23 protein-coding genes and 1 pseudogene are annotated in these 20,947 nt (G+C 69.7%); 18 read left to right on the top strand and 6 right to left on the bottom strand.

Annotated features, from left to right (window positions below; genetic code table 11):
• Positions 1-122 precede the first annotated feature (122 nt).
• On the bottom strand, positions 123-587 hold the full coding sequence (msrB, locus tag CEK65_RS14795) for a peptide-methionine (R)-S-oxide reductase MsrB (protein ID WP_152182202.1): 465 nt from the start codon (positions 585-587) through the stop codon (positions 123-125).
• 138 nt (positions 588-725) lie between these two features.
• Between msrB and CEK65_RS14790 the strand changes: the two genes are divergently transcribed.
• Together CEK65_RS14790 and CEK65_RS14785 are read left to right on the top strand one after the other, a co-directional pair.
• Complete coding sequence (locus CEK65_RS14790; protein WP_150411044.1) at positions 726-1,172, top strand: hypothetical protein; 447 nt, start codon at positions 726-728, stop codon at positions 1,170-1,172.
• A 122-nt stretch (positions 1,173-1,294) separates the two neighbouring features.
• Positions 1,295-1,675 (top strand): host attachment protein, encoded by a 381-nt coding sequence (locus tag CEK65_RS14785; protein WP_017908761.1) that lies wholly within the window; start codon positions 1,295-1,297, stop codon positions 1,673-1,675.
• A gap of 20 nt (positions 1,676-1,695) precedes the next feature.
• Here CEK65_RS14785 and CEK65_RS14780 read toward each other — a convergent pair whose 3' ends face one another.
• On the bottom strand, positions 1,696-2,175 hold the full coding sequence (locus CEK65_RS14780) for an Lrp/AsnC ligand binding domain-containing protein (protein WP_017908762.1): 480 nt from the start codon (positions 2,173-2,175) through the stop codon (positions 1,696-1,698).
• Between the two features lie 136 nt (positions 2,176-2,311).
• Here CEK65_RS14780 and CEK65_RS14775 point away from each other — a divergent pair, with 136 nt between their 5' ends.
• Together CEK65_RS14775 and alr are read left to right on the top strand one after the other, a co-directional pair.
• Positions 2,312-3,619: a D-amino acid dehydrogenase gene (locus CEK65_RS14775; RefSeq protein WP_152182201.1), complete on the top strand. Its 1,308-nt coding sequence runs from the start codon at positions 2,312-2,314 to the stop codon at positions 3,617-3,619.
• Positions 3,598-4,671 (top strand): alanine racemase, encoded by a 1,074-nt coding sequence (alr, locus tag CEK65_RS14770; protein ID WP_152182200.1) that lies wholly within the window; start codon positions 3,598-3,600, stop codon positions 4,669-4,671. Before CEK65_RS14775 ends, alr begins: the two co-directional genes overlap by 22 nt.
• A 48-nt stretch (positions 4,672-4,719) precedes the next feature.
• Here alr and CEK65_RS14765 read toward each other — a convergent pair whose 3' ends face one another.
• Positions 4,720-5,292, bottom strand: coding sequence for a DUF3016 domain-containing protein (locus CEK65_RS14765; protein ID WP_150411046.1), 573 nt, complete (start codon positions 5,290-5,292; stop codon positions 4,720-4,722).
• 192 nt (positions 5,293-5,484) lie between these two features.
• Here CEK65_RS14765 and CEK65_RS14760 point away from each other — a divergent pair, with 192 nt between their 5' ends.
• The 5 genes and pseudogenes from CEK65_RS14760 (at position 5,485) to CEK65_RS14740 (ending at position 10,186) form a co-directional block, all read left to right on the top strand.
• Positions 5,485-5,955, top strand: coding sequence for a hypothetical protein (locus CEK65_RS14760; protein WP_017914945.1), 471 nt, complete (start codon positions 5,485-5,487; stop codon positions 5,953-5,955).
• A gap of 19 nt (positions 5,956-5,974) precedes the next feature.
• Entirely contained in the window at positions 5,975-6,223 is a 249-nt protein-coding gene (locus CEK65_RS14755) for a hypothetical protein (protein ID WP_148828011.1), read from the top strand.
• Positions 6,224-6,444: 221 nt separating this feature from the next.
• Positions 6,445-8,388, top strand: a pseudogene (locus tag CEK65_RS14750) (ATP-binding protein); the annotation flags it as partial.
• A 68-nt stretch (positions 8,389-8,456) separates the two neighbouring features.
• On the top strand, positions 8,457-8,777 hold the full coding sequence (locus CEK65_RS14745) for a DUF3247 family protein (protein ID WP_152182198.1): 321 nt from the start codon (positions 8,457-8,459) through the stop codon (positions 8,775-8,777).
• A 74-nt stretch (positions 8,778-8,851) separates the two neighbouring features.
• Positions 8,852-10,186: a sorbosone dehydrogenase family protein gene (locus CEK65_RS14740; RefSeq protein ID WP_193314801.1), complete on the top strand. Its 1,335-nt coding sequence runs from the start codon at positions 8,852-8,854 to the stop codon at positions 10,184-10,186.
• Positions 10,187-10,597: 411 nt separating this feature from the next.
• Here CEK65_RS14740 and CEK65_RS14735 read toward each other — a convergent pair whose 3' ends face one another.
• Positions 10,598-10,861 carry a hypothetical protein gene (locus tag CEK65_RS14735; RefSeq protein WP_017908770.1) on the bottom strand — a complete coding sequence of 88 codons (264 nt, stop codon included), beginning with the start codon at positions 10,859-10,861 and terminating at the stop codon, positions 10,598-10,600.
• A 144-nt stretch (positions 10,862-11,005) separates the two neighbouring features.
• Between CEK65_RS14735 and CEK65_RS14730 the strand changes: the two genes are divergently transcribed.
• On the top strand, positions 11,006-12,076 hold the full coding sequence (locus tag CEK65_RS14730; RefSeq protein WP_152182196.1) for a methyltransferase: 1,071 nt from the start codon (positions 11,006-11,008) through the stop codon (positions 12,074-12,076).
• On the top strand, positions 12,073-12,780 hold the full coding sequence (locus CEK65_RS14725; protein WP_152182195.1) for a pseudouridine synthase: 708 nt from the start codon (positions 12,073-12,075) through the stop codon (positions 12,778-12,780). Before CEK65_RS14730 ends, CEK65_RS14725 begins: the two co-directional genes overlap by 4 nt.
• 60 nt (positions 12,781-12,840) lie before the next feature.
• Here the strand turns inward: CEK65_RS14725 and CEK65_RS14720 are convergent, their stop codons facing one another.
• Positions 12,841-13,431 carry a DUF1415 domain-containing protein gene (locus CEK65_RS14720; protein WP_152182194.1) on the bottom strand — a complete coding sequence of 197 codons (591 nt, stop codon included), beginning with the start codon at positions 13,429-13,431 and terminating at the stop codon, positions 12,841-12,843.
• 89 nt (positions 13,432-13,520) lie between these two features.
• Positions 13,521-14,450 carry a LysR family transcriptional regulator gene (locus CEK65_RS14715; protein WP_017908774.1) on the bottom strand — a complete coding sequence of 310 codons (930 nt, stop codon included), beginning with the start codon at positions 14,448-14,450 and terminating at the stop codon, positions 13,521-13,523.
• A gap of 161 nt (positions 14,451-14,611) precedes the next feature.
• Here CEK65_RS14715 and CEK65_RS14710 point away from each other — a divergent pair, with 161 nt between their 5' ends.
• The 7 genes from CEK65_RS14710 (at position 14,612) to CEK65_RS14680 (ending at position 20,873) form a co-directional block, all read left to right on the top strand.
• On the top strand, positions 14,612-15,787 hold the full coding sequence (locus CEK65_RS14710) for a muconate/chloromuconate family cycloisomerase (protein WP_152182193.1): 1,176 nt from the start codon (positions 14,612-14,614) through the stop codon (positions 15,785-15,787).
• 2 nt (positions 15,788-15,789) lie between these two features.
• On the top strand, positions 15,790-16,080 hold the full coding sequence (gene catC / locus CEK65_RS14705) for a muconolactone Delta-isomerase (RefSeq protein WP_043095268.1): 291 nt from the start codon (positions 15,790-15,792) through the stop codon (positions 16,078-16,080).
• Between the two features lie 80 nt (positions 16,081-16,160).
• Positions 16,161-17,099, top strand: coding sequence for a catechol 1,2-dioxygenase (gene catA, locus CEK65_RS14700; RefSeq protein WP_017914954.1), 939 nt, complete (start codon positions 16,161-16,163; stop codon positions 17,097-17,099).
• Between the two features lie 105 nt (positions 17,100-17,204).
• Positions 17,205-18,560 (top strand): Rieske 2Fe-2S domain-containing protein, encoded by a 1,356-nt coding sequence (locus CEK65_RS14695; protein WP_152182192.1) that lies wholly within the window; start codon positions 17,205-17,207, stop codon positions 18,558-18,560.
• On the top strand, positions 18,557-19,045 hold the full coding sequence (benB, locus tag CEK65_RS14690; RefSeq protein WP_017908779.1) for a benzoate 1,2-dioxygenase small subunit: 489 nt from the start codon (positions 18,557-18,559) through the stop codon (positions 19,043-19,045). Before CEK65_RS14695 ends, benB begins: the two co-directional genes overlap by 4 nt.
• A gap of 26 nt (positions 19,046-19,071) precedes the next feature.
• Complete coding sequence (gene benC, locus CEK65_RS14685; RefSeq protein WP_043093402.1) at positions 19,072-20,103, top strand: benzoate 1,2-dioxygenase electron transfer component BenC; 1,032 nt, start codon at positions 19,072-19,074, stop codon at positions 20,101-20,103.
• A complete protein-coding gene (locus CEK65_RS14680; RefSeq protein WP_017908781.1) occupies positions 20,100-20,873 on the top strand; it encodes a 1,6-dihydroxycyclohexa-2,4-diene-1-carboxylate dehydrogenase in 774 nt (257 codons plus the stop codon). The genes benC and CEK65_RS14680 overlap by 4 nt, the downstream gene beginning before the upstream one ends.
• The last annotated feature ends 74 nt before the right edge of the window (positions 20,874-20,947 follow it).

The raw sequence follows: 20,947 nt of genomic DNA, 5'->3' as shown, positions 1-20,947 counted from the left end.
TGTATAAGAGACAGGGGTGGGGCTGCGCTGGCAGGCGGCCAGGGCCAGCGGCAGGAACAAAAGGGAAAGCGACGAGGTACGCATGCCGGTGGTCTCCCTGTGGCGGCGCGGCTGCGCCGGAATCAGGCCGGTTCGGTCTCGCCGCCGCCGCGGTGCAGCGGGTTGGGCAGCGCCTGACCCTGTTCGGTGAACTGCAGCGACACCGAATTCAGGCAGTGGCGCTCGCCGCTCGGCGGCGGGCCGTCCGGAAACACATGGCCGAGATGGCTGTCGCAGCGGGCGCAGACGATCTCGGTGCGGATCATGCCGTGGCTGGTGTCGCGTAGTTCGCGCACGTGGTCGGGGTGGTAGGGCGCGAAGAAGCTCGGCCAGCCGGTGCCGGAATCGAACTTGGCGCTGGAGCGGAACAGCGGCAGCCCGCACATCCGGCAGGTGTAGACGCCCTCCAGCTTGTTGTCCAGGAATACGCCGCAGAACGGCGCTTCGGTGCCGTGCTGCAGCAGCACCCGGCGTTCCTCCGCGTTCAGTCCGCCGATCAACTGCTCGCGCTCGGCAGCGGTAGGAGGCGTGAGGTCGAATCGGCTCATGGCGGGGCCCGTGGCTGGAGGAGGGGAAAACAACATGAGGGCTGTACGGGGTGGATCAAGCGCGCCGCGCCGCGTCGACGCCGAGTTGGCGATGCGCTAGCGTGGAACGCTCTCTTGCGGCCCATCGATGGAGCCACCGTGAAGCGCCTGCTGCCCTGCGTTGCCATCGCCCTGCTCGTGCCGGCGCTCGCCGCCGCGCAGAGTCTCCAGCCGGTCCCCGGCGCACCGGCCGGCAATCGCGACGCCAACACCCTGCAGTCCGCGCCGCCGCCGGCGCCCTCGGTGGCCAGCCGTCTCGACGAGCGTCCGCCGGCCTCGACGACCGCTCCCAAGGCCGCGCCGGTGCCCTCCAGCCTGGACGACCGGCCGCAAGGAAAGGCCCGGCACACGCGCCCGGCCAGTCCGGCGGTACCGGCCGCCGCGCTCGCCGACCCGTCCGCACGCCGCCCGGTCCGCCTCTACGACCGTCGCGGCCAGCTGGTGCCCGGGGCGATGCAGGTGGGGCCGAATCGCGCGCTGGATACCCGCACCGGCCGTTACTACGACACCGTACCCAGCGGCGACGGGGTCCGCATCCAAGACTGAGCGCCTGCGCTCCGGCGGCGAACGCGCGGCGAACGCCGCGTGGCCGCCATCCTCACAAATCGGTTCCTAGACTGACGGACCGGCCGCGACTGCCGCGGCGCCATGTTTTCGCAGGAGAACCGATGAGCAAGCTTCCCGACAACACCCTGATCGTCGTCGCCGACCGCACCGCTGCGCGCCTGTTCCGGGTCAACCTGGCCGGCGAGACCGCGCTGCTGGAGCAGACCGAAGTGCTGAACCCGACGCCGATCGAGGGCGTGGAGGACGGCGACCGGCCGATGACCATGGATGAGGCCGGGTTCGTGCGTCAGATCGCCGAGCGCCTGTACCAGGACGCGCTGCGCGGGCAGGTCGAGCACCTGATGCTGGTCGCCGACCCGCACACGCTGGGCCAGTTGCGGCCGCTGCTGCACAAGGAGGTCCAGAAGCGGGTGGTGGCCGAACTGGCCAAGAACCACGCCAATTCCTCGCGCGACGACCTCGAGAAGCTGCTGGTCTCCTGACCCGCCCTCGCGCGGAACGCTCAGTCGGCGATCGGCAGGCTGAGCGTTTCCTTCACTTCTTCCATCACGATGTAGCTCTTGGACTCGCGCACATGCGGCAGGGTCAGTAGGGTGCTGCCCAGCAGCTTGCGGTAGGACGCCATCTCGCTGATGCGGGCCTTGAGCAGGTAATCGAAGTCGCCCGAGACCAGGTGGCATTCGAGCACGTTGGGCAGCTTCAGCGCGGCGCGGCGGAACTCCTCGAAGATGTCGCCGGACTTGTAGGCCAAGCTGATCTCCACGAACACCAGCAGGCTGGCCTTGAGATAGTGCGGGTCCAGCCGCGCGTAGTAGCCGGTGATGGCGCCGTCGCGTTCCAGTCGGCGCACCCGCTCGGTGCACGGGGTGGTGGACAGGCCCACCCGCTCGCCCAGTTCGGTGAAGGAGATGCGCCCTTCCTGCTGCAGGATGCGCAGGATCTTGCGGTCGATCTTGTCCAGTTCGCGAAGGCGTGCGGCCATGCGGGGCGGTCTCAGGGGTTTGGCCTGCCAAGCCGGCAGAAGTCAGGGGAAAATCCTGGGTTGTGCTGCCTATACTGCACCGAACTTCTGCCCTGGCGCCATCCAGCCAGGGATTTGATCCGAACGGAGTAGGCGCATGCGGGTTCTGGTTCTCGGCAGCGGAGTGATCGGCACGGCCACGGCGTGGTATCTGGCCCGCAGCGGCTGCGAGGTGACGGTGGTCGACCGCCAGCCGGCGGCCGGGCTGGAGACCAGTTATGCCAATGCCGGCCAGGTCTCGCCCGGCTACGCCTCGCCGTGGGCGGCGCCCGGGGTGCCGCTGAAGGCGCTGAAATGGCTGTTCCAGCGCCATGCGCCGCTGGCGATCACGCCGACCGCCGATCTGCAGCAGTACCTGTGGCTGGCGCAGATGCTGCGCAACTGCACCGCCGAGCGCTATGCGATCAACAAGGCGCGCATGGTGCGCCTGTCCGAGTACAGCCGCGACTGCCTGGACCAGCTGCGTGCCGAGACCGGCATCGCCTACGAAGGCCGCCAGCTCGGGACCACCCAGTTGTTCCGCACCCAGCAGCAACTGGACGGTGCGGCCAAGGACATCGAGGTGCTGCGCGAATACGGCGTGCCCTACGAACTGCTGGACCGCGCCGGCATCGCCCGGGTCGAGCCGGCCCTGGCCAGCGCGCCGGCGACCCTGGTCGGCGCGCTGCGCCTGCCCAACGACCAGACCGGCGACTGCCGCCTGTTCACCCAGCGCCTGGCCGCGATGGCCGCCGCGGCCGGCGTGCAGTTCCGCCAGGGCGAGACCATCGAGGCGCTGCAGGCCGATGGCGACCGCATCGATGGCGTGCGCATCGGCGGGCGGGTGGAGCGGGCCGACCGCTACGTGGTCGCGCTGGGCAGCTATTCGCCCGGCCTGCTGGCGCCGCTGGGCATCCGCCTGCCGGTGTACCCGCTGAAGGGCTACTCGCTGACTCTGCCGATCCGCGACGCCGCGCTGGCGCCCACCTCCACCATCCTCGACGAGAGCTACAAGGTGGCGATCACCCGCTTCGACGATCGCATCCGCGTCGGCGGCATGGCCGAACTGGCCGGTTTCGACCTGTCGCGGCCGGCACGGCGCCGCGCCACGCTGGAGAAGGTGGTCAACGACCTGTACCCGCGCGGCGGCGACCTGGCCGCGGCCGAGTTCTGGACCGGGCTGCGTCCGGCCACCCCGGACGGCACCCCAGTGGTCGGCGCCACCGGCTACCGCAACCTGTTCCTCAATACCGGCCACGGCACGCTGGGCTGGACCATGGCCTGCGGCTCCGGTCGCTACCTGGCCGACCTGATGGTCTCGCGGCAGCCGCAGATCAGCGGCGAGGGCCTGGATATCTTCCGTTATTCCCGCGGTTCCGCCGCGTTCGTCGCCGAGGCCGTCGCGTGCGCCCAGCCCGTGCATTGATCGATCTCGACGCGCTGCGCCACAACTACCGCTTGGCCCGCCGGCTGAGCGGCGGCAAGGCGCTGGCGGTGGTCAAGGCCGATGCCTACGGGCACGGCGCGGTGGCCTGCGCGCGCGCGCTGGACGGCGAGGCCGACGGCTTCGCGGTGGCCTGCATCGAGGAGGCGCTGGAATTGCGCCAGGCCGGCATCGCCGCGCCGATCCTGCTGCTGGAGGGCATCTTCGACGCCGACGAACTGCCGCTGGTCGCCGAACACCGGCTGTGGTGCGCGGTGGCCTCGCCCTGGCAGGTGGAGGCGATCGCCGCCTTCGCCGCACCGCAGCCGCTGTGCCTGTGGCTGAAGCTGGACAGCGGCATGCACCGGCTGGGCCTGGCGCCGGAGGAATTCCGCGCCGCGCACGCGCGCCTGAGCGCGCTGCCGCAGGTCGAGCGGCTGGTGCTGATGAGCCACTTCGCCCGCGCCGACGAACTCGATAGCGCGCGCACCCGCGAGCAGGTGGAGGTGTTCCGTCGGGCCACCGCCGGCCTGGCCGGCGAGACCAGCCTGTGCAACTCGCCGGCCCTGCTCGGCTGGCCGGAGCTGCGCAACGACTGGGGACGGCCGGGACTGATGCTGTACGGCGCCGACCCGTTCGCCTCCGCGGCCGCGCTGCCCGGCGAGCTGCGCCCGGTGATGACCCTGCAGTCCAGGATCATTTCCGTGCGCACTATCGCGCCGGGCGAGCCGGTCGGCTACGGCGCGCGCTTCGTCGCGGCGCGTCCGACCCGGGTCGGCGTGGTGGCGATCGGTTATGCCGACGGCTATCCGCAGTTCGCGCCCAACGGCACCCCGGTGCTGATCGACGGCGCGCCCGGCGCACTGATCGGGCGCGTGTCGATGGACATGCTGACCGTGGACCTGACCGACCACCCGCAGGCCGGGCTCGGCAGCGAGGTGCAGTTGTGGGGCGAACAGCCGCGCATCGACGCGCTGGCCGGGCGCTGCAGTTCCAGCGCCTACCGCTTGCTGTGCGGCCTCAAGCGCGCGCCGCGCGTCTATCTCGACGCGTAAGCCAATGGCTGACGGCGCCGGCGCGATACCGGCGCCGCGCGTGCGGCCTCAGCGCTCGGCGACTGCGCTGTCCTTGTTGCGGAACTGGCGGCGCAGCCAGTCGTCGAGCATGCGCTTTTCGTAGCGCAGCGGATCGGTGCTCAGGCCGACCGAGCTGTTGTACAGGTAGCTGGGGTCCATCAGTTTCGGCTGGCCCTGCGCGATCACTTGGCCGTCGGCGCCGTACAGGGTGAAGTCGAGGCTGATCCGCGGCGGGTACAGGTCGCGCATCACCCGCACGTCGTTCCAGTTCGGGCCGTGCCACGGCTCGAAGTCGCCGGCGCGCTTGATGTCGGTCAGCTTGATGTCCAGGCGCTGCCCGGGCTGCAGTTGCTTGGCGGCCTGCTTCTGCAGGTAGGCGGCCAGGTCCTGCACCCAGTCGCCGCGTTCGGCTTCCCAGCGGTTGCGGCTCTGCCGCAGTTCGCTGAAGGTGGACGGGTCGGCCCAGCTCACCTGCACCGGGCCGTCGCTGACGAGGCTGCGCGGCGCTTGCGGGTCGGTGACGTTGCGGATCTCGGCGGAGGCGCCGCCCGCCCACAGGCAGGCAAGCGCCAGCGCCGTCCAGGCATAGCGGATCTTCATGGCGGATCTCCAGGAGGCGTGCGTCCAGTGTGTGCCTGTGCCGGCGTGCCCGCAATCGCGGCGAGGCGTGCGGCGACGACCGTTGGCCGCCGATTCATCCGCTCCGGCGTGACGGGCGGCTCACATCGCCTCGCCGCCTGCTTCACGGCGCGCGCGGGAGCATGGCCGCCACTCGAGCACGACGGGGATCGCATGAAGACGCCGCTGTTCCACCAGGCCCACACCGGCAGCGATGTGCGCCTGCAGTTCATCGACTGGGCCAAGCGGCATGGGCACAGCCCGGCCAGCGGTGCGGCCGCGTTCGTCGAGCACCAGGCCAACCTGGACGAGGCGGCGCGGCAGTTGCGCCTCAACCCCGGCGACGACGTGCGCCATCTGCTGCGGCGCTACCTGGTCTCGCTCGGCGAGGCGCAGGACGTGGCCGTGCAGTTCCCGCCCAGCTACCACTACCGCAGCCCGCAGGGGCAGAGCTTCCGCTACACGCTGACCCTGGTGCTGGCCGAAGACGGCGTGGAGTGGAAGGCGCGGGTGTGGACCGGCCTGGAGTACCTGGGCCTGATTGTCGGCCGCGGTGCCGGCCCGCGCGCCAACTACACCCGCCTGGCGCGGATGGCGGTGGAGCACGAACTCGCCGGCGACGCGCCTCGTTTCACGCTCGGCTGAGCAATTCAGGAACGTTGTCATGTCCGTCGTCAGCGCACCCGAGCGATCCGTGGTTCCCGAAGAATGCCGCCGGCAATGCCGGCAGCTGGGGCCGGCACGCGTGCAGCAGTTGCTGGAATCCTCTTCGCCGCCGCCGTGGCGCGAGGAAGCCGAGCGTTGGCTGGAAGAGCAGGCCTTGCGCAGCGCGCGCCTCACCCAGTGGATGGTGCTCGCCGGCATCGGCCTGTCGTTGCTGGGCATCGTGCTGGTGATCGCGTTCTTCTGGTGACATCGTTCGGGCAGGCGCAGCACAGGCGCTGGCTTGACGGCGGCGGAGTGGCTTAACAAGATGGGGGTTTACGCCTTGCCGCTCCTGGCGCATCGTCGTTGCGCCGCGTATGCCGGGCACCGTCTTCATCCGTTGCCGTAGGCCGCTTCCAGAGCTAGTCCGTCATGCATGCCAGTCCAGACTCCACCGCTTCCTCGTTCGCGCAGGCGACGGACCTGCAGTACCGCGAGATCTTCGACAAGATCGATTCCGGCTTCTGCGTGATCCAGATGCTGTTCGAGGGCGAGCGCGCGGTCGATTACGTGTTCCTGCAGGTCAATCCGGCCTTCGAGCGCGAGACCGGCCTGCGCGATGTGGTCGGGCGGCGCATGCGCGAGATCTCGCCGACCCACGAGGAGCACTGGTTCCAGCGCTACGGCGCCGTCGCGTTGACAGGTCGTCCGGACAAGTTCGAGAACTTCGCGACTGCGCTGGACCGCTGGTGGGCAGTGGATTCGTTCCGCGTCGGCGCGCCGGAACTGCGCCAGGTCGCCGTGCAGTTCCTCGACATCACCGAGCGCAAGCGGATGGAGCGCGACCTGGCCGAGAGCGAGGCGCGCTTCAGCGCGCTGGCCGAGGGCCTGCCGATGCCGGTGTGGGTGCTGGACGCCCAGGGCGAAATGCGCTTCACCAACACCGCCTATGCCGAATTCTTCGGCATCGATCTGGACACCGATGCTGCGCGCCCGGGTTGGGGCGACGTGCTGCATCCGGAAGACGTGGGCGTGTTCGCCTACGAATTGCGCAACGCGCTGCACGACCAGCGCAACCTGCGCGCGCTGGTGCGCGCGCGCCGCCACGACGGCGAGTGGCGCTGGGTGGAAATGACCGCGGTGCCGCGCTATTCCGCCGAGGGCCAGTTCATCGGCCTGGCCGGCAGCAGTCCGGACGTCACCGAACGCCGCGACATCGAACTGGCGCGCGAGCAACTGCTGGAATCCGAGCGCAGCGCACGCAACGCCGCCGAGAGCATGGCACGGCTGAAGGACGAATTCCTGGCGACGCTGTCGCACGAACTGCGCACGCCGCTCACCACCATCCTCGGCTGGAGCGACCTGCTGCTGCAGCGGCTGCCGCCGGGCGACCCGAGCAGCAAGGGCCTGTCGGTGATCGCCAGCAGCGCGCGCGCGCAGCAGCGGCTGATCTCGGACATGCTCGATCTCAGCAGCATGCTGCTGGGCAAGGTGCAGTTGGAAGTGGAGGCGCTGGACCTGGCCGAACAGGTGCGCGAGGCGATGCGCGCGCAGGAGCCGGTGGCCGAAGGCAAGGACCAGGCGCTGACCCTGCAGGCGCCGTCGCAGCAGTGCATGGTGCTGGGCGACGCCACGCGCCTGCAGCAGGTGTTCTGGAATCTGTTGTCCAACGCGATCAAGTTCACGCCCGCGCACGGGCGCATCGCCCTGGCGATCGCGCTCGACGACGATGGCGAGCACGTCAGCGTGGCGGTGCGCGATTCCGGCGACGGCATTCCGCCGGAGTTCCTGCCGCATCTGTTCGGGCGCTTCCGCCAGGCCGACAGCACCACCACGCGCCTGCACGGCGGCCTCGGCCTGGGCCTGGCGATCGTGCAGCAACTGGTGGAAATGCATGGCGGCCAGATCAGTGCGGCCAGCGAAGGTCGCGGCTGCGGCTCGGTCTTCACCGTGCGCCTGCCGCTGCACCGCGATGCGCCGGGCTCGCGCCCGCTGCGCGAAGTGCGCGCGTTCGCGATGGCCGAACAGGTGGTCGAGGCGTATTCGCTCAAGGGCGTGCGCCTGTTGGCGGTGGAGGACCAGCCGGACATGCTCGACTACCTGCGGCGCCTGCTCGAGGAGCAGGGCGCGGAGGTGGTCGCGGTGGGCTCGGCCAGCGAGGCGCTGGAGGTGCTCGACGGCGGCGGCCATGCGGCGATCGACGTGATGGTCACCGACATCGGCATGCCGGGCATGGATGGCTACGGGCTGATCCGCACCGTGCGCGAGAACATGGGCCTGGGCGCGGACGAACTGCCGGCGGTCGCGGTGACTGCGCTGGCGCGTGCCGACGATCGCCAGCGCGCGCTGCAGTCCGGCTTCCAGGAACACCTGGCCAAGCCGTACAGCGTGGCGCAGTTGGTCTCGGCGGTGCGCTTCGCGCGGCAGCGCTAGCGCGGTCTTGCCCGCCGGCTCACGCGGCCGGCGTTAGGGTGCTGCGGTTCCCCCTCAGGAGTCCGCCGATGACCCAGTTTGCCGAGCGTATCCACACCGACCAGGCGCAGATCCAGGCGCTGGAAGCGTTGATCCTGCAACTGCCCGGGCAGGCGCATGTGCGCATCGAATTGCACGACGGCAGCGTGTGCTTCGGCACCGTGTCGGTCCGGCCCAGCATCCAGCAGTTCCGCGACGCCGATGGCAACGAGGGCAGCAATGCGCAGGTGCGCATCGACGACCTCGACGATCCGGCCCGGCACCGCTACCTGTGGCTGGACGAAATCCGCAGCGTGCGCCAGCTGCCGGCGCGGCCCTGGGACACCGATCCGCGCGGCGACGTCTCTTGACGCATCTTTCACTTTTTTCGCGGCGGGGCTGTGCATCATCGGCGTTCCCCCGTGTTCCCGGATATCCAAGACACATGGCCATGTCTTCGCCGATTCGCGCCCGTTGGGTGTTGTGTGCGCTCAGTGCCGCCCTGCTCGCCGCCTGCGGCGACACCGCCAAGCACGCCATCGAGGAGGGCATGGGGCCGGATCCGGTGTTGCCCGATCCGGTCAAGCGCATGATCCCCACGGTCAAGGTCGCCGAGGTCAAGCGCTGGGCCGATGGCGCCGCGCCGATGCCGGCCGCCGACCTGGCGGTGCAGGCCTTCGCCCGCGACCTGGACCATCCGCGCTGGCTTTACGTGCTGCCCAACGGCGACGTGCTGGTCGCCGAGACCGCCGAGCCGCCGGCACCGGAAAAGGAGAGCAGCGGCCTGCGCGACAAGATCCAGGGCGCGATGATGGCCAAGGCCGGCGCCGCCGTGCCCAGCGCCAACCGCATCACCCTGCTGCGCGACGCCGACGGCGATGGCGTCGCCGAGGTGCGCACGCAGTTCCTCAAGGGCCTGTATTCGCCGTTCGGCATGGCCCTGGTCGGCGACCGTCTGTACATCGCCAATGCCGATGCCCTGGTCAGCTTCCCGTACAAGGAGGGCGACACCCAGATCACCGCCGCGCCGAGCTTCGTCGCCAACCTGCCCGGCGGCATCAACCACCACTGGACCAAGAGCCTGCTGGCCAGCCGCGACGGCAAGAAGCTGTACGTGGGCGTCGGCTCCAACAGCAACGTCGCCGAGAACGGCATGGAGCAGGAGCTCAACCGCGCCGCGATCCTGGAAGTGGACGCCGCCAGCGGCGCCACCCGCGTGTTCGCCAGCGGCCTGCGCAATCCGGTCGGCCTGGCCTGGCAGCCCGGCACCGACACGCTGTGGACCGTGGTCAACGAACGCGACGAGATCGGCAGCGACCTGGTGCCGGATTATCTGACCTCGGTGCGCGAGGGCGGTTTCTACGGCTGGCCGTACAGCTACTACGGCCAGCACGTGGACGAGCGCGTGCAGCCGCAGAACCCGGAGATGGTGGCCAGCGCGATCAAGCCGGACTACGCGCTGGGCGCGCATACCGCCTCGCTGGGCCTGGCCTTCTACGAAGGTGCGCTGCTGCCGCAGCCCTACCGCGGCGGCGCCTTCATCGGCCAGCACGGCTCCTGGAACCGCGACCCGCCGTCGGGCTACAAGGTGATCTACGTGCCCTTCGCCAACGGCAAGCCCAGCGGCAAGCCGCAGGACGTGCTGACCGGCTTCCTCGACGCCGAGGGCCGCGCGCAGGGCCGCCCGGTCGGCGTGGCGGTGGACAAGCCGGGCGCGCTGCTGGTCGCCGACGACGTCGGCAATGTGGTGTGGCGGGTGACGCCGAAGCCGGGCAAGTAAGCGGCGTGGTGAGTCGCGTGTTTCCGCATCGATCGTAGAAGCGGCTTCGGTCGCGGCGCGGGATTGATGGCTGCGACGTAGGCTTCATGGTGAAGCCCGATCGCGGCTTAGGCCGTTCCTGCAAAGGACCACTTCGGAAGGTGTGGCGCGTGCCCCCAGGGCTGCTGCATCGCGCATCTCATTGCGCGGCCGCGTGCTTCGAAAAACAGGGAAAACCACGACCGCAGCCGCTTCCTGGAAGCCGGCCTTGTTTGCTGCAATCGAAAATCGCGCGAGTGAGCACGAGGGCAAATCCATCTCTGCTAACGCGTGCAGGAGCGGCGTCGGCCGCGACCGGGATGCGCCTGGCACGACCTGGTCGCGGCCGACGCCGCTCCTGCACGTTTGATTGACCGAGCCGAAAGCCTGGCGTCAGTGCTCCACAGGCGCCGGTTCCACACCGAAGCGGCGGGCGTAGCCGCGTTCGTTGAAGACGCGCTCCACTTCGGTGTCGCCCAGTTCCGGGGCGGCATAGACGGCATAGACCACGCTGCCGTCGTCGCGTGCGCCGCGCTGGTGCAGGCGGTAGCGCGGACGGCCGGTGCCGGTGTTCTCCGGGTAGTGCAACGGCGGCTGGCTGCCATCCAGGTCCACTTCGCTGTTGTCGACGACGCCGCCGATGAACACTGCGCGCATGCTGCCTCTCCGGTCATTGGGTGCCTTGCAGCCTAGGCGCGGCGATGTTGCCGGAACATCAATGATGCGTTGGATTCGCGCAAAACCGGGGTCGCCGCGCACTGCCGGTAGAATGCGCGTCCCTGTTCCGATGACTCACGCCCGATGCCGGCTGCGCAAGACGCCCCCCTCGACACCCTGTTCCTGCCGTTCGCCCAGGGCGTGCTGCGCTGGCCTGCCGGCAAGGTGCTGTTCCTGCGCGCCCGCGACGGCTGGGCGCTGCGTCAGCACGCGCAGTCGCCGCAATTGGTCTGCGAGCAGGACTACCGGCCGTTCGCCAGCGCGCTGCAGCAGGGCGGCTGGACGGTGCGTGCGGAGCAGGACGGCGCCGCCGACGCCGGCGGCTACGCGCTGGTGCTGGTGCTGCCGCCGCGCCAGCGCGAGGAAGCGCGGGCGCTGCTGGCGCGCGCCGTGGCGCTGGCCGCGCCGGGCGGCATGGTGGTGGCCTGCCAGGCCAACAACGAGGGGGCGCGCTCCGGCGAGGACGACCTGCAGCAATTGGCCGGCCTCGGCGGCAAGCTGACCAAGCACCACTGCCGGGTGTACTGGACCGCGCCGCTGCAGGGCGGCCACGACGCCGCGCTGCAGCAGCGCTGGGCGACGCTGGATGCGGTGCGGCCGATTCTCAACGGTCGCTTCCGCAGCCGCCCGGGCGTGTTCGCCTGGGATCGCATCGACCCGGCCTCGGCGCTGCTGGCCGAGCACCTGCCCGCCGATCTGGGCGGCCGTGCCGCCGATCTCGGCGCCGGCTACGGCTACCTGTCGGCCGAACTGCTGGCACGCTGCCCGCAACTGACCGCGCTGGACCTGTTCGAGGCCGACGCGCGCGCGCTGGCGCTGGCGCGCGCGAATCTGGCGCAGGCACCGGCCGGCCCGACGCTGGGCTTCCACTGGCACGACGTGACCACCGGACTGCCGGGGGAGTACGACGTCATCGTCAGCAATCCACCGTTCCATGCGCCGGGGCGGCTGGAGCGGCCGGACATCGGCCGGCGCTTCATCGCGGTGGCGGCGCAGGCGCTGGCGCCCGGCGGGCGGCTGTTCCTGGTCGCCAACCGGCATCTGCCCTACGAGGCGGTGCTCGACGCCAGCTTCGGGGAGACCGAGGTGCTCGCCACCCGCGACGGCTTCAAGCTGATCCACGCGGTGCGCAGCCGCGCCGGAGCGCGCCGATGAAGCTGGTCAAGCACTTGGCCAACCTGGGCTACGGCAGCCGCAAGCAGGTGGCGCTGATGTTCCGCGAGGGCCGCATCACCGACGCCGAGGGCGAGGTGCTGTATGCCGACGACCAAGTGCCGCACGCCACGATCCGCGTCGACAGCGAGCCGCTGGACCCGCCGCCCGGGCTGATCCTGGCGTTGCACAAGCCTGTGGGCTACACCTGCTCGACCAAGGATCCGGGACGCATCGTCTACGACCTGCTGCCGCCGCGCTTCCGCCTGCGCTCGCCGCTGCTGTCCACGGTGGGGCGGCTGGACCGCGACACCAGCGGTCTGCTGCTGATGACCGACGACGGTGCGCTGCTGCATCGCATCGTCTCGCCCAAGGCGCGGCTGGCCAAGGTCTACGAGGCCACCCTGGCCGAGGATCTGCGCGGCGACGAGGCCGCGCAGTTCGCCAGCGGCACGCTGATGCTCGACGGCGAGACCACGCCGCTGCTGCCGGTGCAACTGGAGACGCTGGGGCCGCGGCAGGTGCGCGTGGCCCTGCACGAAGGCCGCTACCACCAGGTGCGGCGCATGTTCGCGGCGGTCTGCAACCACGTGGTCGCGCTGCACCGCAGCCATATCGGCGGCCTGGGCCTGGGCGACCTGGCGCCAGGGCAATGGCGTGCGCTGGATGCCGCCGACATGACGCGGTTGTTCGAGAGCCGGGATTAGGGATTCGGGAGTGGGGATTGGCAAAGGCGCGATGCTCCACGCACCGCGGCGAATCCGCTTTTACGACTCCCGACTCCCGACTCCGGACTCCCTGCCGTCAAGCGCGCGCTTCCATCCCTCAAGCCCCAGCGTCTCCAGGGTCTGCAGATTGCGTTCGACGATCACGTCGGCGTCGGGGAACGCGGCCACCGCGCGCTCCACGCTGTCCTCGCGCAGCAGGTGCAGGGTCGGGTAGGGCGCGCGGTTGGTGTAGTTGCCGATGTCGTCCGCCGCGGTGCCGGCGAACTGGTACTGCGGATGGAAGCTGGCCACCTGCAGGATGCCGTGCAGGTCCAGCGCCTCGACCGCGGCGTCGGCGTTGTCGAGGAAGTCGTTGTAGTCCAGGAAGTCCTGCAGCACGTCCGGATGCACGATCAACGTGGTGTCGATCTGCTCGGCCGGGGTGTCGCGCAGCAGCACCAGTTCCTCGGCCAGCTGTTCGAGCAGTGCCTCGGGCGTACTCGCATCGCTGAGCACGAAACGCACCTGCTGCTTGACGTACACCGCCTTGGCGAACGGACACAGGTTCAGCCCGATCACCGCGCGCTCCAGCCATCGGCGGGTCAGGGCGATCGGGTCGTCGGAGGCGGGGGCAAGCGAGGTGGGAGGCATGGCGTCGGCGGTGGCGAAGGGGCGGCGCGCGTGGGCACGGGGCCGCGCGCGGCGGCCAGTGTATGCCGGATAGGCGCCGGTGGCCGGGGTTACGGTGCGTTCCAGCGGTTGTAGGACACGTCCAGCCACGGCGGATGCTCGGCATACATCTCGCGGATCAGTTGCTTGGTCAGTTCCACCAGGCCGGAGTCGTCGTTGCGGCGATAACTCATGATGATCGGCGAGGTGGCGTGTTCGTCGTCGATCAGGCGGTAATGCAGGTCGCTGCGCATCGACCGCGCCGAGGCCGGGATCAGGCAGATCCCGCTCTCGGCCGCGACCAGGCCCAGCGCGGTCTGCAGCTCGCGCACCTCCTGCAGTTCGCTGGGATGCGCGCCGTGATCCTGCAGCAGCGACAGCACCTGATCGGCGAAGCTGGGGCGCGGATGGCTGGGATAGAGCAGCAGCCGTTGCCCGGCCAGCGCCGCCGGCGGCAGCGGCGCGTCCTCCGCGGCCAGCGGGTGTTCCATCGGGATCGCCGCGACCAGGCGCTCCTCGCGCAGGACCAGGCGTTCGACATGCTGGTCGCTGCTGCGCACGCGGCCGAAGCCCAGGTCGATGCGGCCTTCCTTCAGCGCTTCCACCTGCTGGCTGGACATCAGCTCGACCAGGCGCACTTCCAGGTCCGGTCGCGCCTGGCGCAGGCGCCGCACCACCGTGGGCAGACCGCCGTACAGGGTGGAGGCGACGAAGCCGATCGAGGCCACGCGGCGCTCGCTGCGGCCGAGCCGGCGCGCGGCCTCGGTCATCTGCTCGACCCGGCCCAGCACCTGCAGCGCTTCCTCGTAGAACAGCCGTCCGGCGTCGGTGAGACGCAGCGGGCGGCTGCGCCGCACCAGCAGCGGCACGCCCAGTTGCTGTTCGATCTGCTGGATCTGCCGGCTCAGCGGCGGTTGCGCGATATGCAGGATTTCTGCGGCACGGGTGAAGTTGCGTTCGCGGGCGACGGCCACGAAGTAGCGGAGTTGACGCAGATCCATAGACGCTCGCTGTGGCGGAAAGTTACATGACATTCAAAGTATGCTGTGCTGCAGCAAATCATGAACGTCTAGGTTTCCCGCCATACTATATCTTCAGGGTATGAAATGGTGCTGCATTCAGTCTTGGACGGCAGTGCCGTGCCGGGCCAAGAATCGGCGCCATGCCACGCGACCACGCCGCCATCGCTCCGAACATCGAACGCGTCGAGACGCTGCTGCTCGACCTGCCCACGATCCGCCCGCATCGCCTGTCGATGGCGACCATGCGCGGACAGACCCTGATGCTGGTACGCGTGCATTGCAGCGACGGCATCGTCGGGCTGGGCGAGGGCACCACCATCGCCGGGCTGGCCTACGGCGCGGAGAGCCCGGAGGGGATGCAACTGGCGATTGACCGCTACATCGCGCCGCTGCTGGTCGGTGCCGACGCCAGTGCGGTGCAGGCGCTGATGCAGCGTGTCGGCAGCATGGTCAAGGGGAACCATTTCGCCAAGTGCGCGATCGAGACCGCGCTGCTGGACGCGCAGGGCAAGCGCGTCGGACTGCCTGTGTCCGAACTGCTGGGCGGGCGCCAGCGCCAGCGCCTGCCGGTGGCGTGGACCCTGGCCTCCGGCGACACCGCGCGCGACATCGACGAGGCCGAGCGCATGCTCGACGCGCGCAGGCACAACGTGTTCAAGCTGAAGATCGGCACGCGAGCGGTGGCCGAGGACGTGGCGCACGTGGCCGCGATCAAGCGCGCGCTGGGCGCGCGCGCCGCGGTGCGCGTGGACGTGAACATGGCCTGGAGCGAGACCGAGGCGGTGCGCGCGCTGCCGGCGCTGGCCGACGCCGGCTGCGAACTGGTCGAACAGCCGGTGGCGTCGCTGGCGGCGATGCGGCGGCTGATGCGGCGCTTCCCGATCGCGCTGATGGCCGATGAGATGCTGAGCGGCCCGGAAAGCGCCTTCGAGGCGGCGCGACGCGGCGCGGCCGACGTGTTCGCCGTGAAGATCGAGCAGTCCGGCGGCCTGTACGCCGCGCAGAAGGTCGCGGCCATCGCCGATGCCGCCGGCATCGGCCTGTACGGCGGGACGATGCTGGAAGGGGCGATCGGCACGATCGCTTCGGCCCATGCCTTCGCCACCTTCGCCAACCTGCAATGGGGCACCGAGCTGTTCGGTCCCTTGTTGCTGACCGAGGAGATCCTCGCCGAGCCGCTGCGCTACGAGGATTTCCAACTGCACTTGCCGTGCGGACCAGGCCTGGGCATCGCCCTGGACGAGGCACGGGTGGACGCGCTGCGCCGCGATCGCCGCCGCATCGTGATGCCGGTGGCTACCGGCGTGGAGGAATGAACATGTTGTTTCACGTGAGCATGGAAGTGAACCTGCCCGGCGACATGCCGCCCGAGCGTGCCGAGCAGCTCAAGCGCGACGAAAAGGCGCGTTTCCAGCAGCTGCAGCGCAGCGGCCAGTGGCGCCATATCTGGCGGGTGGTCGGGCAGTACGCCAACGTCAGCATCTTCGACGTGGCCGACAACGCCGAACTGCACGCGCTGCTGCTGTCGCTGCCGTTGTTTCCCTACATGCGCATCGCGGTCACCCCGCTGTGCCGCCATCCCTCGTCGCTGTACGAGGACGATCGCTAGTCCCGCACCACGGGCGCTTCCTCGGGAGGGGAACGTCTCAAGGCAGCCAACGCAACCATGAGCAGAGAAGGAACCAGACGATGAGCGTCAAGATTTTCGAGACCCCGGAGGTGCAGGCGTTCCTGCGCACGGTCAGCGGCCTGGAGCAGACGGCCGGCGACGCGCGTGTGAAACGGATCGTGCATCGCGTGCTGTCGGACCTGTTCAAGGCCATCGACGATCTGGATGTCACGCCCGACGAGTACTGGAGCGCGATCGCCTGGCTCAACGACCTGGGCGCGGCAGGGCAGGCCGGGCTGATCTCGCCCGGGCTGGGCCTGGACCACTTCCTGGATCTGCGCCTGGACGCCATCGACGCGCAACTGGGCATCGACAATCCGACGCCGCGGACCATCGAAGGACCGCTGTACGTGGCCGGCGCGCCGGTGGCGCACGGCTTCGCCCGGCTCGACGACGGCAGCGACGAAAACGGCCATCCGCTGATCATGCACGGCACCGTGTACGCCGCCGACGGCCGCCCGCTGCCCGGCGCCACGGTGGAGGTGTGGCACTGCGACACGCGCGGTTTCTATTCGCACTTCGATCCCACCGGCAAGCAGGCGCCGTTCAACATGCGCCGCACCATCGTCGCCGACGACAACGGCCAGTACCGTTTCCAGAGCATCGTGCCCAAGGGCTACGGCGTGCCGCCGGGCAGCCCGACCGAACGCCTGCTGTTCGCGCTCGGCCGCCATGGCCAGCGTCCGGCGCACATCCACTTCTTCGTCGGCGCCGACGGCCACCGCAAGCTGACCACGCAGATCAACATCGCCGGCGACCCGCTGGTCAACGACGACTTCGCCTACGCCACCCGCGATGGCCTGGTGCCGGATCTGGTGGAACGCAGCGACGAGGCCAGCATCCAGGCCAACGGCCTGAGCGGCCCGTTTGCCGAGATCCAGTTCGATTTCCGCCTCACCGCACTGGTGGAAGGCGTGGACAACCAGGCCAATCCGCTGCGCCGCCGCGTCGCCGCCTAGTTTCCGCCGCGTCACGGGGCACGCTGCGCGTCGCCCCGTGCCGGTCACTGCCGCTGCCTGCGGTTGCCAACGCAGGCCGCCGCCATTCTCACAGGAGACACCCCCATGTCTGCCGTCATCGACCCTGCGGCCGCGCTCGACACCCTGCTCGCCAATGCCGTGCAGGACGATCCCGCCGCGGGACAGTTCCGCTGCCGTCGCGAGATCTTCACCAGCGCCGATCTGTTCGAACTGGAAATGAAGCATCTGTTCGAGGGCAACTGGATCTATCTGGCGCACGAGAGCCAGATCCCCGCGCCGAACGACTACTACAGCACCTACATCGGCCGTCAGCCGGTGGTGATCACCCGCGACAAGCACGGCGAACTGCACGCGGTCATCAACGTCTGCGCGCATCGCGGCGCGATGCTGTGCCGGCGCAAGCACGGCAACAAGGGCAGCTTCACCTGTCCGTTCCATGGCTGGACCTTCTCCAATACCGGCAAGCTGCTCAAGGTCAAGGACGAGAAGACCACCCAGTACCCGCCGCAGTTCGGCCAGGACGGCAGCCACGATCTCAAGCGCGTGCCGCGCTTCGAGAGCTACCGCGGCTTCCTGTTCGGCAGCCTGCGCGAGGACGTGGCGCCACTGCACGAGTTCCTGGGGCAGACCCGGATCATCATCGACCAGATCGTCGATCAGGCGCCGCAGGGGCTGGAAGTGCTGCGCGGCAACTCGTCCTATGTCTACGACGGCAACTGGAAGCTGCAGATGGAGAACGGCTGCGACGGCTACCACGTCAGCACCGTGCACTGGAATTACGCCGCCACCATGAGCCGGCGCAAGCAGGAAGGCACCCCGGCGGTCGATGCCGGCAGCTGGAGCAAGAGCGTCGCCGGCGTGTACGGCTTCGAGAACGGCCACATCCTGCTGTGGACCAAGACCATGAACCCGGAAGTGCGCCCGGTGTACGCGCAGCGCGAGGAACTGGCGCAGCGCCTGGGCGCCGACCGCGCCGCGTTCATCGTCGAGCAGACGCGCAACCTGTGTCTGTATCCGAACCTGTTCCTGATGGACCAGTTCTCCACGCAGATCCGCGTGGTCAGGCCGCTGGACGTGGACAAGACCGAGGTCAGCATCTTCTGCTTCGCGCCCAAGGGCGAAAGCGCGCGCGACCGTGCGCTGCGCATCCGCCAATACGAGGATTTCTTCAACGTCTCGGGGATGGGCACCGCCGACGACCTGGAGGAGTTCCGCGCGTGCCAGGCCGGCTACGCCGCCGGCGCGGCGCCGTGGAACGATCTCAGCCGCGGCGCGCCGTTGTGGATCGACGGCCCCGACGAGAATGCGCGGCGGATGGGACTGGCGCCGCTGCTGTCGGGCGAGCGCAGCGAGGACGAAGGCCTGTTCGTGCGCCAGCACGCGTACTGGGCGGAGGCGATGCGCGAGGCGATCGCACGCGAACGCGAGGGTACGGCATGAGCACCGACTACCAGACCATCTGCGCCTTCCTGTACCGCGAGGCGCGCCTGCTCGACGACCGCCAGTGGGACGAGTGGCTGACCCTGTACGCCGAGGACGCGGTGTACTGGATGCCGGCCTGGGACGACGACGACCGCCTCACCGACGATCCGCAGTCGCAGATCTCGCTGATCTACTACGCCGATCGCTCCGGGCTGGAGGACCGCGTGTTCCGCATCAAGACCGAGCGCTCCGGCGCCTCCACGCCGGAGCCGCGCACCAGCCACAACCTGAGCAACATCGAGGTGCTGTCCGAGCACGGGCAGGACATCGAGGTGCGGCACAACTTCCACACGCTCAGCCATCGCTACAAGGTCACCGACCAATTCTTCGGCACGGTGACGCTGACCCTGCGCCGGCAGGACGACGCGCTGCGCATCGCGCGCAAGACCATCGTGCTGAAGAACGATTACATCCGCCAGGTCGTCGACGTCTACCACGTCTGATCGGCACGCACCTGCGAGCAACCGCCATGTCCTATCGCATCGCGCTGAATTTCGAAGACGGCATCACCCGCTTCATCGACTGCAACGACGGCGAGACGGTGCTCGACGCCGCCTTCCGCCAGCGCATCAACCTGCCGATGGATTGCGCCGACGGCGTGTGCGGCACCTGCAAGTGCCGCGCCGAACGTGGGCGCTACGATCTGGGCGAGGACTACATCGAGGACGCGCTCAGCGCCGATGAAGCCGCCGCCGGCATGGTCCTGACCTGCCAGATGCGGCCGCAGTCGGACTGCGCCGTGGCGGTGCCGGCGACCTCGCTCGCCTGCAAGACCGGGAGCGTGCACTTCCAGGCCACGGTGGCGGCGGTGGTCGCGCATGCCGACGCCGCGCTGGAACTGACCCTGGAGACGATCGGCCCGGCGCCGGCCTTCCTGCCCGGCCAGTACGTCAACATCGCCGTGCCCGGCAGCGGCCAGTTGCGCGCGTATTCCTTCAGTTCCGCGCCGGGTGCGTCCACGCTGACCTTCCTGATCCGGCGCGTCCCCGGCGGCCTGATGAGCGCCTACCTGGACGCGGCCACGCCGGGACAGGTCCTGGACCTCAACGGCCCGCTGGGCAGCTTCTACCTGCGCGAGATCACCCGGCCGCTGCTGTTGCTGGCCGGCGGCACCGGCCTGGCGCCGTTCCTGTCGATGCTGGCGCAATTGCAGGCCAGCGGCTGCGCGCATCCGGTGCATCTGATGTACGGCGTGACCCGCGGCGCCGACCTGGTGCTGCTGGAGCGCCTGCAGGCGCTGGCCGAGCAGGCCGACTGGTTCACGTTCGATACCTGCGTGGTCGATCCGGCGGCGGCGCATCCGCGCACCGGCTACGTCACCGAGCACCTGCCTGCGCACGCCCTGCACGGCGGCGACGTGGACGTGTACCTGTGCGGACCGCCGCCGATGGTCGAAGCGGTGCGCACGCATTTTTCCGGCATCGGGCTGGTTCCGGCCGCCTTCCACTACGAGAAGTTCACCCCCAGCGCCGTGGCGCCGGTGCAGGAACGGGCCGCATGAGCGCGCGTTTCGCCGGCAAGGTGGTGGTGGTCACCGGCGCGGCGCAGGGCATCGGCCTGCGCGTGGCCGAGCGTGCCGCCGCCGAGGGCGCACGGCTGGTGCTGGTGGACCGCGCCGCCCATGTCGCCGAACTGTCCCAGGCACTGGCGCCGGCCGAAGTCGCCACGCTGGTGGCCGACCTGGAACACTACGAGGAGAACGCGCGGGCGATGCAGTTCGCGCAGGCGCAGATGGGCCGCATCGACGTGCTGGTGAACAACGTCGGCGGCACCATCTGGGCGCAGCCGTACCAGGAATACACCCCGGCGCAGATCGAGGCCGAGGTGCGGCGCTCGTTGTTCCCGGCGCTGTGGGGATGCCGCGCGGCGCTGCCGTACATGATCGCGCAGGGCGGTGGGGCGATCGTCAACGTCTCCTCCATCGCCACCCGCAGCATCCATCGCGTGCCGTACGGCGCGGCCAAGGGCGGGGTCAACGCGCTGACCGCGTGCCTGGCGTTCGAGCACGCCGCGCATGGCATCCGCGTCAACGCGGTCGCCCCGGGCGGTACCGAGGCGCCGCCGCGACGGGTGCCGCGCAATGCCGATGCGCAGAGCGCGCAGGCGCAGGCCTGGTATCAGCAGATCGTCGCGCAGACCGTGGAATCGAGCCTGATGAAACGCTACGGCACGCTCGACGAGCAGGCCGCGGCGATCCTGTTCCTGGCCTCGGACGAGGCTTCCTACATCACCGGGACGGTGCTGCCGGTGGGCGGCGGCGACCAGGGATGATCCACCCGCCCGGCCCGCCGTGCGCGCGTCGCCGCGGCCTGTCGCCACGCACCGGCGGCGCCCACTGACCCCCG

The organism is Xanthomonas sp. LMG 12459 (assembly GCF_009192905.1).
Lineage (GTDB): Bacteria > Pseudomonadota > Gammaproteobacteria > Xanthomonadales > Xanthomonadaceae > Xanthomonas_A > Xanthomonas_A sontii.
The sequence above is the reverse complement of the archived record's forward strand: the minus strand, read 5'-3'. Positions and strand labels throughout refer to the sequence as shown.